Raw genomic sequence first — 12,523 nt, 5'->3', positions numbered from 1 at the left:
CACAGCAATCCTGACAATGATGGCAGTATCGATCGTTCTCAACATCGAGCACAACCGATCAGCAAAGCGCAGCTCGGTGTTTTGACGGTTTTCTCGATCGTCTCTTACTGACACAACCAAGCATTTACGGCCGGGAGCGGATGTTCTACGGCCGTTTTTCTTTGTCGGCGCGGACTTGCACCGCCTTTCGCCATGCTTTTGCATAGTCGACGAAGCTCTCGGGAACATCACCGGCCACCGGTTGGACCCCGGTTCTGGGGCTGGAATCCTTAACCAGGCATGCCGCGCCGAGACTGGTGCCCGTAACATTACCGGGATCGCCGAAGACTGGTCGGCCGGTTGCCGCTTTTAGCATGCGCAAATAGCTGTCGTTGGCCGCGAAAGGCCCTTCAACGACGATGTCGCCGCGCGCGCCGATGAGTTCGAGGCAGGTGGCCGTCATCAGCGCCAGGTAAAATGAAACGACGGCAAAGCGTTCCTCAGGGTCGAGTTCCCGTTCACCCGTGGTCCACATCGCCTTGAAGGCCGGAAAGGGACCAGACCCTTCAGGAACGGACGGCAACAGCATATGCCCGGCCGAGGCGACAGCTGCTTGCGTTTCGGGTGCAGCCGGCACCGTCCGATCCGCCAACAGCAACTGGAACGCCCGTCCTCCCATGAACCGGGCAGAGGGTACGGGATCGCCAAGCGCGTTGACGTTGACAAGCGTGTCGCGTCGTTCATCGAGCGCCTTCGGCTCGGCGCCGACCGCGAGCATGACGACCCAGGTTCCGGTTGAAACGACCGAGAAAGGCGAGGCGCGCGTCAAAAGATGTGGCAGCAGCGAGGCATTGGAATCGTGAATGCCGCAATAGACCGGCGTTCCGGGCGCAATGCCGGTTTCGGAGCAAAGTTCGGGCAGAAGATTGCCAGCGATGTCACTTGCCTTCAGCACGGGTGCAAAAAGCGGGCGCCAGCCCTGGCCCTCGACCAGGGACGAGTACGTGCCGGCTCGCGGATTCCAGAGATCCGTGTGGCAGCCGAGCGAGGTCAGTTCGTTGCAAAGCGCGCCCGTCAGGCGATAGGTCCAGTACTGGGCGTAGGTGAGGATCGAAGCGACCCTGGCGAAGGCGGCGGGAAAGCTCTTCTGCTGCCAGTAGAGTTGTGCGCCGACATTGAGGCCCATCGGCAGGCGCGCCGATCCGGTCTCTGAGAACGGCGGCCTCACCGCGTCATATTCGGCCGCAAGGCTGTCCGGGCCGGCAAACTCATAGTCCAGCACCGGCAGCGCCAGGCTTCCGTTCGCATCGAGCACGACTGCCGTCGCACCGTGGGTGGTGATCGAGATCGCCTCGAAAGCGTGTCCGGCGTTGAGCGCCGCCAGGCTCTCAAGCACGAAGCTCCAGAGATGCTCGACATCGAAATGCGGATAGGGTCCGTCCGTCTGAACGACGTTCGCCGTCTTGCGGACGGCGATCTCCTCAAAACGGTCGAGATCGACCACCGCCACCTTGGCATTGGTCTTGCCGATATCGATGACGCCGACGACCCGCATGGCATCAGTCCATATGGAAGACGGTTTTGAGCGGCACCGCCACCGGTTCGTTGTCCGCCCTGGTTTCCATGATATCCGCCATGTGGGCCCACCACTTCTGCATAACCGGATCGGAGGGCAGGTCGGCCATGCGATGATCGTCCGTCCGCCAGAGTACGCCGAAGAGCAGGTTGGTCTCCTCGTCCAGATGGATGGAGTAGTCGGAGACGCCGGCCTCCTTCAGAAGTGCTGTCAGCTCCGGCCAGATGGCGTCGTGCCGCGCCTTGTATTCGGCGGCCATGCCCGGGTTCAGCTGCATGCGGAACGCATATTTTTCCATGAGAGCCTCAATGCTGAAGACGTCGGCGGGCGCGCCGCCAGAGGATAGGGAGCGCAATCACCGAGATCAGCAGCAGGCCGATGAAGATCGACATGACGATACCCGGCACGTTGAGCAGGCCAAAGCCGAAAGTCACCATGCCCATGATCAGCGCCGCGAGCACGACGCCTGGGATGGTTCCGGAACCGCCGAGGATGTTGACGCCGCCGAGCACCACCATCGTCACCACCTCGAGCTCCCAGCCGAGCGCGATCGACGGACGGGTGGAGCCGAGGCGCGAGGTCAGGCAGATTGAGGCAAGCCCCGCCATCAGGCCGGTCAAAAGGAACAGGATGAACTTGATGCGCGCCACCCGGATGCCGGAAAAGAGTGCTGCCGTCTGGTTGTTGCCGATGGCATAGACCGCGCGCCCGAAATTGGTCTTGTGCAACACGATGGCGTAGACGACGGCGAGGATCACGAAGAGCGTGAACTCGAAAGAAAACACCCACCAGACATAACCCTGGCCAAACCAGGAGAAGCTGTCGGGGTAGCCGGTGAAGGCCTGGTCGCCGAGGATGATGAAGGACAGCCCACGGAAAAGGCTCATGGTGCCGATCGTGACAACGATTGACGGCAGGCCGAGACCGGTGATCAGAAGGCCGTTGATCGCGCCGCAGACAAGGCCGACCGCGAGGCCGATCGCCACCAGCACCGGCGTGTCGAAGCCGAGCTGGACTGCATAGCCCATGGCCGTCGAGGCGAGCGCGATGATCGATGCAACCGAAAGATCGATCTCGCCGGAGATGATCACCAGCGCCATGGCAAAGGCGATGATCGCCTTTTCGGTGAAATTGAAGGTGGCGTCCGACAGGTTCCACGGATCGAGGAAATAGGGCGACGCCAGCGAATTGCCGAGGAAGATCAGGCAGGCGACGACGAGCAGCAGGCTTTCCCAGCTTTTGAGCAATCGCGCGCCGCGGCCCTCGAGCCGGTCGGGAATGTGGCGGGGGGTAAGGTGGGTTTCGGCCATCAGACAGCCTCCGCCTTTCTCAGAATGACGCGTCCCTTGCGCCGTTCGGCGCGGGCGTTGACGGCGACCGCAATGATGATGACCGTGCCCGAAATCGCCATCTGGGCAAAGGGCGAGATGTTGATGACCGGCAGGGCGTTCTTGATCACGCCGAGGAACAGCGCGCCGAGCACCGCGCCTGCCACCGTGCCGATGCCGCCGGCGATCGAGATGCCGCCGATGACGCAGGCCGCGATGATATCGAGCTCGAAGCCGGCGGCGATATCGACATAGGCAACCGCATAACGCGACACCCAGAGATAACCGGAAAGCCCGGCGAGCGCGCCCGAGAGGCAATAGGCCGCAAAGCGGGTGCGGCCGACATCGATGCCGGTATAGACGGCCGCATGCGGATTACCGCCGACGGCATAAAAGGCGCGCCCGAGTGCGGTGCGGCTCATCAGCAGAAAGACGAGCGCAATCATCAGCAGCGACAACCAGGAGAGAACCGGGAAGCCGAGGAGCGCGTCGCGCGGCAACGCCTTGAACGCGTCACTCATCTGGTGGGCGTTGATCCATTTGCCATCGCTCAGCAGAAAGATCAGGCCGCGATAGATAGTGAGCGTGCCGAGTGTCACGACGATCGGCGGAATATCGAGCTTCCAGACGAGCGCACCGTTGATCATGCCAAGCAGCGTGCCGAGCGCGATCGCCGAGAGAATGACGATCGGGATCGGCAGCCCCGGATAGGCGGCATTCAGCATCGCCGCCACCATGCCGGACAGCGCCAGATTGGCAGCCATGGACAGGTCGATGCAGCGGGTCAGGATCACCGCCATCTGACCCAGTGCCAGGATGATCAGGATCGACGTGTCATTGTAAACGCGCGCCAAGTTCGCGGGTGCGACGAAAGGTGGGAAGCGCCAAGTGATGAGCGCGAGCAGCACGGCAATCGCGCCGACCAACAGGAGCTCGCGGTTCTTGAGAAACTTGGACATCACGCCGCCTCCTGAATGCCGGCGGCAGCGCGCACCAGCTTTTCCGCCGTCAGTTCGGCACGGTCGAAACGCCCGGCGATCCGTCCCTCGCGCATGACGATGACACGGTCGGACATGCCCATGATCTCGGGGATTTCCGAGGAGACCATGATGACGCTGAGGCCTTGCGCCGCCAGTTCGCTCATGAAGGCGTGCACGGCCGCCTTCGAGCCGATGTCGATGCCCTTGGTCGGTTCGTCGAGAATGATCACTTTTGGCTTGGTGGCCAACCACTTGGCGATGACGACCTTCTGCTGGTTGCCGCCCGAAAGCGTGCCGACATCCTGATCGAGCGAGGCGGCACGCAGGTCGAGACGCGAGGTGTATTCCCGGGCGAGCGCGAATTCGTTGGCAAGCTGCAGGAAGCCCGAGCGCGAGGTGCGCGACAGCGACGGCAGCGTAACGTTCTGGAAGATCGGCAGGCCGATGATTGCACCCTGGCGGCCGCGTTCTTCAGGCACGTAGACGATGCCGCTGCGGATCGCTTCGGCGGGGCTGCGGATCACCAGCACCTGACCGTCGAGGCGAACCGCGCCGGCGGACGGTCGGGTGACGCCGATCAGCGACTGCATGAACTCCGAGCGGCCGGCACCGACAAGGCCATAGAAGCCGAGGATCTCGCCACGGCGTAGCTCGAAGTTGACGTCCTCGAATTCGGTTGGGTGGCGGTAGCCCGAGACGGTTAGAACCGGTGCGCCGATCGCGACCTCCTTTTTCGGATAGACCGAACCGACGGCACGGCCGACCATCAGCCGCACCAGCGCGTCCTGACTGACATCGGCAATCAGCCCCTCGCCCACCATGGTCCCGTCACGGAACACGGTGTAGCGATCGGCGATGCGAAAGATCTCGTCGAACTTGTGGCTGATGAAGAGGATCGCCTTGCCTTCGGCCTTCAGCCGCTCGACGAGGGCGTAAAGCTCGTGGATCTCCTTATGCGACAGCGCCGCCGTCGGCTCGTCCATGATGACCACCTGGGCATCAATGGAAAGCGCGCGGGCGATCGCGACCAGATGCTTCTTGGCAATGCCAAGATCACGCAGGCGGATCGTCGGATCGAAATCGGCACCGGCGCGCGAAAGCAGCGCCCGCGCGTCCGCGTTCAGCCTCTTCCAGTCGATGAACCCGAAACGGTTGCGCGGGGTGTGGCCGAGGAAGATGTTCTCGGCGACCGAGAGGTCATCGAAGAGCACCGTCTCCTGGTGGATCGCGGTGACGCCCGCACGAGCGGCAGCAAGTGCCGTCGGGAAGCGAACCTCCTGATCGGCAACATGGATCGTGCCGCCATCCGGCTGGTAGATGCCGGTGAGGATCTTGACGAGTGTCGACTTGCCTGCGCCGTTTTCGCCGACCAGCGCGGTCACCGACCCCGGATAGAGCGACAGCGAAACGTCGGAGAGCGCCTTCACGCCGGGGAAGGACTTTGAGATCCCCTCAAGCGTGATGGCGGGCTTCATCCGCGATGTGAGCTTATCCTGGAGCAAAAGACAGTCCACCATTCAGTGTTTCGATGACCCGAAGTCCGGGCCGGTATGCCCGGCATTGAGCAATGCGAAGGCTGCCCCTCACCCTAACCCTCTCCCCGCGTGCGGGGAGAGGGAACGAGTATGCCGCGCTCGTCCCGCCTCGTCAGGACGACGGCAAATCGTTGCCGCGTGTTCCCTTCTCCCCGCGAGCGGGGAGAAGGTGCCGGCAGGCGGATGAGGGGCGACGCCGGTTTGATCGTTCGCCGGATCAGAAGATCTTGGCGAATTCCTCGACGTTTTTCGCGTCGTAGACGAACGGGTCGGCCATCGCGCCTTCGTTGTTGTCGTCGAGCTTGACCGCGCCCATGCGGCCCATCTTCAGTTCAGCACCCGGCTTGGCTTCGGCACCGCCGATCAGGTCATAGGCGATCATCGTTGCGGAATAGCCGAGGTCGATTGGGTTCCAGATCGCGAAGGACTTGGAGGCGCCCGACTTGACGTGGCCTGCCATTTCCGAGGGAAGGCCGAGGCCCGTCACGTTGATCTGGCCGATCTTGCCGGCGTCGGTGACGGCCTGGGCTGCCGCGACGATGCCGACCGAGGTCGGCGCGATGATCGCCTTCAGGTTCGGATAGGACTGAATGAGCCCTTGGGTCTCGCGATAGGACTTGTCGGCAAGGTCATCGCCATAGACGGTCGTGACGACGTTGATGCCCTTGTAGTTGCCCTGGACCTTCTTCATCTCGGCGATCCAGGTGTTCTGGTTGGTCGCGGTTGCCGAAGCCGAGAGCACGGCGACGTCGCCGCCCTCAGGCAGGTTGTCGGCGGCAAGCTTGATGATCATGTTACCGATCAGCGGGTTCGACGACGGGTTGAGGTGCATCAGCCGGCCGTCCTTGGCGACGCCGGAATCCCAGGAGATGACCTTGATGCCGCGGTCCATCGCCTTCTTCAGCGCCGGCACCAGAGCGTCGGTGTCATTGGCCGAAACGGCGATCGCGTCGACCTTCTGGGCGATCAGCGAATTGATCACCTCGATCTGGCCTTCGGCGGTGGTCGAGGTCGGGCCGGTGTAGATCACCTCGACGTCGCCCAGTTCCTTGGCGGCTTCCTGGGCGCCCTTGTTGGCCGCCTCGAAGAAGCCGATGCCAAGCGCCTTGACGACGAGCGCGATCTTCTTGTTTTCCGCATGCGCGGCATTGGCCATCAGCGCCAGCGAAACGGCGGCCGTGACCATCAGTGACTTCAGGATCTTCATGTTCATTTCCTCCCATTGACCGGTGCGCGAAAGCGCAGCCGGCGCGACTTCCTCCGTTCGGCAACGACCCGGCCCCTCTTGACCGTGACCGCCGCCTTCCCCTCTCCTCGCCGCCTCAGGCGGACGAGGACATGTTCTCCGCGTCCGCGCCGGCTCTGGAGCTGGCCACGACCAGCCTCACCCCGGCATTTTCGAGCATCGCGGCATGCCTGTCCTCGATGCCCGAATCCGTGATCACGGTGGCAATCCGCTTCAGTCCGCAAAGGATGAGGCTGGAGCGCTTGTGAAATTTCGACGAGTCGACCAGCACGACGAGTTCGTCCGCCTGGTCGATGAGTTTCTGTTCGGCCTGGATCAAAAGCGGATCCGCTTCCATCAGGCCAAGAGGCCCGAGCCCTTGAGCCCCCATGAACATCCGCCGCGCATAGAAATTTCGCGTCACGTCATTGTCGAAGGGGCTCAGGATGATGTTCTGCTCGCGGTAGATCGTGCCGCCCGATAGCATCACCGTGTTCTTCGAATGCTTCAAAAGGTGCTCAGCAATCGGGAAGGAGTTGGTGAACACCTGCATCCGGCGATTGCTGAGGAAATGCACCATCTGGAAGGTGGTCGTGCCGCCATTGATGATGATCGGCTCACCGTCCTCGCAGAGTGCCACCGCCTCCTTGGCGATCGCCTGCTTCTCGCGGGCGTGCAGCCCTTCATTGACCTTGAACGGCCGGCCGGCGAGACCGACGAATTGCGGCGGATTGATCGCCTCGGCACCGCCGCGCACCCGCCGCAGCTTCTTCTGCACGTGGAGGGCCGCAATATCGCGCCGGATCGTCGCCTCGGAACTGTCGGTCAGATCGACCAGTTCCTGGACGGTGACGACGGGCTTTTCCTGAACCGCCGACTGAATGATCCGGTGTCTTTCTTTCTCGTGCATGCGTTCCTCCGATGACGTTCATGCTTCCATCACGATCGACCAATGTCAATCACAATCAATCATATTTTTTCATTGTGCAGCGCAATATGCGCGAACTTGATCGTTTTTGATTGACTTTAACGCTCAAGTCCTGTGATCTGATGCCAACCATATCTCTGCGCGGCCGCCAAGCCGTGCGGCATCAGACCGGGAGGAATTCGAGATGCTCGACAAGCAGCAGGGCGCACGACTTGCAAACCTTTGGGACGAGGCAAAGGCTGCCGGCATGAGCGAATCCGAGCGCCTGCTCTATCGCTCCAACCTGCTTGGTTCCGACAAGCGCATCACCAATTACGGCGGCGGCAACACCTCGGCCAAGGTGATGGAGAAGGATCCGCTCGGCGGTGGCACGGTCGAGGTTCTCTGGGTCAAGGGCTCGGGCGGCGACGTCGGAACGATCAAGCTCGATGGCTTTGCCACCCTCTACATGGACAAGCTCAACGCGCTGAAGTCGATCTATCGCGGCGTCGCCTTCGAAGACGAAATGGTCGGCTACCTGCCGCACTGCACCTTCAACCTCAACCCACGCGCCGCCTCGATCGACACGCCGCTGCATGCCTATGTGCCGAAGAAACACGTCGACCACATGCACCCCGACGCGATCATCGCGATCGCCGCGTCGCAGAACAGCCGCGAGCTGACAGCGAAGATCTTCGGCGACGACATCGGCTGGCTGCCCTGGAAGCGTCCGGGCTACGAGCTCGGCCTGTGGCTGGAAAAGTTCTGCCTGGAAAACCCCGGCGCGCGCGGCGTCGTGCTCGAAAGCCATGGCCTCTTCACCTGGGGTGACACGGCCAAAGAAGCCTATGAGACGACGATCGAGATCATCAACAAGGCGATCGCCTGGTTCGAGGCGGAAAACACCAAGCCTGCCTTTGGCGGCGCGGTGAAGCCGGTGCTCGCTGCCGATGCCCGCGCCGACGTCGCCCGCAAGTTGATGCCGGTCATCCGCGGCCTCATCAGCGCCGACGAGAACAAGGTCGGCCATTTCGACGACAGCCAGGCGGTGCTCGATTTCGTCACGTCGAAGGATCTGAAGCCGCTGGCAGCCCTTGGTACCAGTTGCCCCGACCATTTCCTGCGCACCAAGATCCGGCCGCTGGTCATCGATTTCGATCCGACCGCGCCGGACGTGGACAAGACGCTGGCAGCACTGCCGGAGGCGATTGCCGCCTATCGCGCCGACTATGCTGCCTATTACGAGCGCTGCAAACACGCCGACAGCCCTGCCATGCGCGACCCGAATGCGGTCGTCTATCTCGTACCCGGCGTCGGCATGATCACCTTTGCCAAGAACAAGGCGACCGCCCGCATCTCCGGCGAGTTCTATGTCAACGCCATCAACGTCATGCGCGGTGCGTCCGGCGTCTCCACCTATGTCGGCCTTCCGGAACAGGAGGCTTTCGACATCGAATACTGGCTGCTGGAAGAAGCCAAGCTGCAGCGCATGCCGAAGCCGAAGAGCCTCGCCGGCCGTATCGCGCTGGTTACCGGTGGCGCCGGCGGCATCGGCAAGGCGACGGCCAACCGGCTGATGCAGGAAGGCGCCTGCGTCGTGCTTGCCGATATCGACGAGAACGCGCTTTCTGCCGCCGAGGGCGAATTGTCCAAGCGCTATGGCAAGGATTTCGTGCGTTCCGTCAGCATGAATGTCACCAGCGAGGCGGCGGTTGAAGGCGGCTTCGCCGACACGCTGCTCGCCTTCGGCGGTCTCGACATTCTTGTGTCCAACGCTGGTCTCGCCTCGTCCGCCGTGATCGAGGACACGACGCTGGCGCTCTGGAACAAGAACATCGAGATCCTGACGACCGGTTACTTCCTCGTTTCGCGCGAAGCCTTCCGCGTCTTCCGCCAGCAGAAGGCCGGCGGCAACGTCGTCTTCGTCGCCTCCAAGAACGGCCTTGCCGCCTCCCCCGGGGCTTCCGCCTATTGCACCGCCAAGGCGGCCGAGATCCACCTTGCCCGCTGCCTGGCGCTTGAGGGCGCATCGGCTCAGATCCGCGTCAACGTCGTCAATCCGGATGCGGTGCTGCGCGGCTCGAAGATCTGGACCGGCGAATGGAAGGAACAGCGCGCCGCCGCCTACAAGATGGATGTCGACGACCTCGAGGCGCATTATCGCGAGCGCTCGATGCTGAAGCTCAGCGTCTTCCCGGAGGATATCGCCGAGGCGATTTACTTCCTTGCCTCCGACATGTCGGCGAAATCGACCGGCAACATCATCAATGTCGACGCGGGCAACGCCCAGTCGTTTACCCGCTGATCAAGGAGAGTTTCATGACGACGACGATGATCAGCCACGCGACAGTCGAGGCCGAGAACGAAATCCGTCTGGCGGCGCTTCGCCGCGATTACGAAAGCCTCGGTGAGAGGCTCGACCGGCGCGGCATTTCGATCGACGCGATCAAGCGCAAGGTCGCCGCCTATGGCGTCGCCGTGCCCTCCTGGGGGGTCGGCACCGGCGGCACGCGCTTTGCCCGCTTCCCCGGCAAGGGCGAGCCGCGCAACATTTTCGACAAGCTCGAGGATTGCGCCGTCATCCATGAGTTAACCAGGGCGACGCCGACCGTCTCGCTGCATATCCCGTGGGACAAGGTCAGCGACATTTCCGAACTGAGAGAGAAGGGCGCCTCACTCGGCCTCGGTTTCGACGCGATGAATTCCAACACCTTCTCCGACGCGCCGGGCCAGGAACACTCCTACAAGTTCGGCTCGCTGTCGCATGTCGATGCCGCCACGCGTCGCCAGGCGGTGGAGCACAATCTCGAATGCATCGAGATCGGCCGGCAGCTCGGCTCGAAAGCACTGACCGTCTGGATCGGCGACGGCTCCAACTTCCCTGGTCAGAGCAATTTCACCCGCGCCTTCGAGCGTTATCTCGACGCGATGAAATCGGTTTATGCCGCGCTGCCGGAGGATTGGCGGGTCTTTACCGAACACAAGATGTTCGAACCGGCCTTCTATTCGACCGTGGTCCAGGACTGGGGCAGCAATTACCTGATCGCCCAGGAGCTGGGCCCCAAGGCCTTCTGCCTCGTCGACCTCGGCCACCATGCGCCGAACGTCAATATCGAGATGATCGTCGCCCGGCTCATCCAGTTCGGCAAGCTCGGCGGCTTCCACTTCAACGATTCGAAATATGGCGACGACGACCTCGACACGGGTTCGATCGATCCCTACCGGCTGTTCCTCGTCTTCAACGAGCTGGTGGATGCCGAAACCCGTCGCGCCAAAGACTTCCGACCGGCGCATATGCTCGACCAGAGCCACAATGTCACCGACCCGATCGAGAGCCTGATGACGAGCGCGACCGAGGTCTGCCGCGCCTATGCCCAGGCGCTCATCGTTGATCGCAAGACACTGGAAGGCTACCAAGACGGCAATGACGCTCTGATGGCAACAGAAACGCTGAAGGCCGCCTTTCGGGCCGACGTCGAACCGATCCTTGCGATGGCGCGGTTTGAAAACGGCGGCGCGATCGCCCCGGTCGCAACCTACCGCAAGAGCGGTTACCGCGCGAAGGTCGCGGCCGAGCGTCCGGCCGTTGCCGGCGGCGGAGGCGGCATCGTCTGAACGTCCGCAGAAAAGCCCTACAGCGTGGCGGCGCCGTCGCCACGCCAGTCTTACGGTCCGCACAAAAAAATCGTCGCGCGATGAAATTGCCCCCTATCTGATTTGAGATCCTGATCTATCTTTCCCTTGAAGGTCCAACGGAAAGGGAATCACTCATGGGTATCGAAAGCATCCTCGTATTCCTGATTGTCGGTGCGATCGCAGGCTGGTTGGCCGGTCTGATCGTCAAGGGGTTCGGCTTCGGCCTCATCGGCAACATGGTCGTCGGCATCATCGGCGCCTTTATCGCCGGCTTCCTCTTCCCGGCGATCGGCATCAGTCTCGGCAGCGGCATTCTTTCCGCGATCCTGCACGCCACAATCGGCGCCGTCATCCTTCTGGTGCTGATCCGCATCGTCAAACAGGCCTGATCCAGGTCGCCCAGCGTCCGCTACCTTTCGCGCCAGCGATCGCGCTGCGTGCCATTTCGTCTGGACGCGCGACGGGCGGCGGGGCACTGTGATCTGCTGTGCGAACCAATGAGCCGGACATTGTAGATCGGCAGACGGAGGCGAACGTGAACGCACTTTACACCGACAAGATCGAGACCGCGCTCAAGTCATTCATGACGGATCATCCGGGCGTACAGACGCGGGATCAGGCGATCACCACCATCCTCGAGAGCTGGTTCACCAGCCATGGCTACCTTCCGCCGCAACAGGAAGGCCGACGTCCAGAGGACCTTGACGCCTCAAACGACGATTGAGAGATTTGCGCGCCCGATGCGGGAGCGATCAAATTACCCTTCGCGCCTCGGCACCGATCGCCACAGCTCCAATAATGTGACCCTTTCGCCATGAGCCTTGCTTCCGTCAAAGACTTCTTTTCGCAGCACGCCCCCGACATCGACGTCATCGAGCTTCGCCAGAGCACCGCGACGGTCGCGCTTGCGGCCGAAGGCCACGGTGTCGAACCGGCGCAGATCGCCAAGACGCTGGCGCTGCGTGTCGGCGACGACGTGATCCTGATCGTTACGCGTGGCGACGCCCGGCTCGACAACAAGAAATACAAGGCCCGCTTCGGCACCAAGGCGCGTATGCTCGGCTTCGACGAGGTGGAAGCCGAGACCGGGCATCCGGTTGGCGGCGTCTGCCCTTTCGGGCTTGCCAAGCCGCACAGCATCTATTGCGACCTGTCGCTGAAAGCCTACGACATCGTTGTTCCGGCGGCCGGCGCCACCAATGCGGCCGTGCATATCAGCCCCAGCCGGATCGTCGAGCTGACAGGTGCGGAATGGATCGACGTTTCTGAAGCGTGATCCCTGCGCCTTGGAATGGCCACAATGCTTAACTGAAACCGCAGGCCAGTCCCGGAAGTGATTTGCCGGGGTATGGTTCTT

12 protein-coding genes are annotated in these 12,523 nt (G+C 62.3%); 5 read left to right on the top strand and 7 right to left on the bottom strand.

The annotated features are described in order from the left end of the window. Positions 1 to 145: 145 nt before the first annotated feature. The 7 genes from BBX50_RS06340 to BBX50_RS06310 form a co-directional block, all read right to left on the bottom strand. Complete coding sequence (locus tag BBX50_RS06340) at positions 146 to 1,534, bottom strand: FGGY-family carbohydrate kinase (protein ID WP_065774471.1); 1,389 nt, start codon at positions 1,532 to 1,534, stop codon at positions 146 to 148. A gap of 4 nt (positions 1,535 to 1,538) precedes the next feature. Next, on the bottom strand, positions 1,539 to 1,853 hold the full coding sequence (gene rhaM, locus BBX50_RS06335; RefSeq protein ID WP_065774470.1) for an L-rhamnose mutarotase: 315 nt from the start codon (positions 1,851 to 1,853) through the stop codon (positions 1,539 to 1,541). Between the two features lie 7 nt (positions 1,854 to 1,860). Beyond that, positions 1,861 to 2,865 carry an ABC transporter permease gene (locus tag BBX50_RS06330; protein ID WP_065774469.1) on the bottom strand — a complete coding sequence of 335 codons (1,005 nt, stop codon included), beginning with the start codon at positions 2,863 to 2,865 and terminating at the stop codon, positions 1,861 to 1,863. Then, the gene (locus BBX50_RS06325; protein WP_065774468.1) at positions 2,865 to 3,845 is read right to left on the bottom strand and encodes an ABC transporter permease; all 981 of its coding nucleotides are present in this window, start codon (positions 3,843 to 3,845) and stop codon (positions 2,865 to 2,867) included. The genes BBX50_RS06330 and BBX50_RS06325 overlap by 1 nt, the downstream gene beginning before the upstream one ends. After that, positions 3,842 to 5,338 carry a sugar ABC transporter ATP-binding protein gene (locus BBX50_RS06320; protein WP_065774467.1) on the bottom strand — a complete coding sequence of 499 codons (1,497 nt, stop codon included), beginning with the start codon at positions 5,336 to 5,338 and terminating at the stop codon, positions 3,842 to 3,844. Before BBX50_RS06320 ends, BBX50_RS06325 begins: the two co-directional genes overlap by 4 nt. Positions 5,339 to 5,615: 277 nt before the next feature. Continuing rightward, positions 5,616 to 6,605, bottom strand: coding sequence for a rhamnose ABC transporter substrate-binding protein (gene rhaS, locus BBX50_RS06315; RefSeq protein ID WP_057248265.1), 990 nt, complete (start codon positions 6,603 to 6,605; stop codon positions 5,616 to 5,618). Between the two features lie 115 nt (positions 6,606 to 6,720). Continuing rightward, the gene (locus tag BBX50_RS06310) at positions 6,721 to 7,533 is read right to left on the bottom strand and encodes a DeoR/GlpR family DNA-binding transcription regulator (RefSeq protein ID WP_065774466.1); all 813 of its coding nucleotides are present in this window, start codon (positions 7,531 to 7,533) and stop codon (positions 6,721 to 6,723) included. Positions 7,534 to 7,735: 202 nt separating this feature from the next. Here BBX50_RS06310 and BBX50_RS06305 point away from each other — a divergent pair, with 202 nt between their 5' ends. The 5 genes from BBX50_RS06305 to BBX50_RS06285 all read left to right on the top strand — a co-directional run bounded on the left by BBX50_RS06305 (position 7,736) and on the right by BBX50_RS06285 (position 12,442). Continuing rightward, positions 7,736 to 9,835: a bifunctional rhamnulose-1-phosphate aldolase/short-chain dehydrogenase gene (locus BBX50_RS06305; RefSeq protein WP_065774465.1), complete on the top strand. Its 2,100-nt coding sequence runs from the start codon at positions 7,736 to 7,738 to the stop codon at positions 9,833 to 9,835. Positions 9,836 to 9,849: 14 nt separating this feature from the next. Continuing rightward, entirely contained in the window at positions 9,850 to 11,145 is a 1,296-nt protein-coding gene (gene rhaI / locus BBX50_RS06300; RefSeq protein ID WP_065774464.1) for an L-rhamnose catabolism isomerase, read from the top strand. A 155-nt stretch (positions 11,146 to 11,300) separates the two neighbouring features. Next, positions 11,301 to 11,555, top strand: coding sequence for a GlsB/YeaQ/YmgE family stress response membrane protein (locus tag BBX50_RS06295; RefSeq protein WP_065774463.1), 255 nt, complete (start codon positions 11,301 to 11,303; stop codon positions 11,553 to 11,555). Positions 11,556 to 11,701: 146 nt separating this feature from the next. After that, positions 11,702 to 11,890, top strand: a complete 189-nt coding sequence (locus BBX50_RS06290; RefSeq protein ID WP_065774462.1) for a hypothetical protein — start codon at positions 11,702 to 11,704, stop codon at positions 11,888 to 11,890. Between the two features lie 90 nt (positions 11,891 to 11,980). After that, a complete protein-coding gene (locus tag BBX50_RS06285; RefSeq protein WP_065774461.1) occupies positions 11,981 to 12,442 on the top strand; it encodes a YbaK/EbsC family protein in 462 nt (153 codons plus the stop codon). Positions 12,443 to 12,523: the final 81 nt, after the last annotated feature.

Source organism: Ensifer sp. LC11 (assembly GCF_001695835.1).
Taxonomy (GTDB): domain Bacteria; phylum Pseudomonadota; class Alphaproteobacteria; order Rhizobiales; family Rhizobiaceae; genus Ensifer.
The sequence above is the reverse complement of the archived record's forward strand: the minus strand, read 5'-3'. Positions and strand labels throughout refer to the sequence as shown.

Bases quoted from the DNA above. Each gene is read 5' to 3' on its own strand.
- BBX50_RS06340 (WP_065774471.1), bottom strand. From the start codon at position 1,534: ATGCGGGTCGTCGGCGTCATCGATATCGGCAAGACCAATGCCAAGGTG.
- rhaM (WP_065774470.1), bottom strand. From the start codon at position 1,853: ATGGAAAAATATGCGTTCCGCATGCAGCTGAACCCGGGCATGGCCGCC.
- BBX50_RS06330 (WP_065774469.1), bottom strand. From the start codon at position 2,865: ATGGCCGAAACCCACCTTACCCCCCGCCACATTCCCGACCGGCTCGAG.
- BBX50_RS06320 (WP_065774467.1), bottom strand. From the start codon at position 5,338: ATGAAGCCCGCCATCACGCTTGAGGGGATCTCAAAGTCCTTCCCCGGC.
- rhaS (WP_057248265.1), bottom strand. From the start codon at position 6,605: ATGAAGATCCTGAAGTCACTGATGGTCACGGCCGCCGTTTCGCTGGCG.
- BBX50_RS06310 (WP_065774466.1), bottom strand. From the start codon at position 7,533: ATGCACGAGAAAGAAAGACACCGGATCATTCAGTCGGCGGTTCAGGAA.
- BBX50_RS06305 (WP_065774465.1), top strand. From the start codon at position 7,736: ATGCTCGACAAGCAGCAGGGCGCACGACTTGCAAACCTTTGGGACGAG.
- rhaI (WP_065774464.1), top strand. From the start codon at position 9,850: ATGACGACGACGATGATCAGCCACGCGACAGTCGAGGCCGAGAACGAA.
- BBX50_RS06295 (WP_065774463.1), top strand. From the start codon at position 11,301: ATGGGTATCGAAAGCATCCTCGTATTCCTGATTGTCGGTGCGATCGCA.
- BBX50_RS06285 (WP_065774461.1), top strand. From the start codon at position 11,981: ATGAGCCTTGCTTCCGTCAAAGACTTCTTTTCGCAGCACGCCCCCGAC.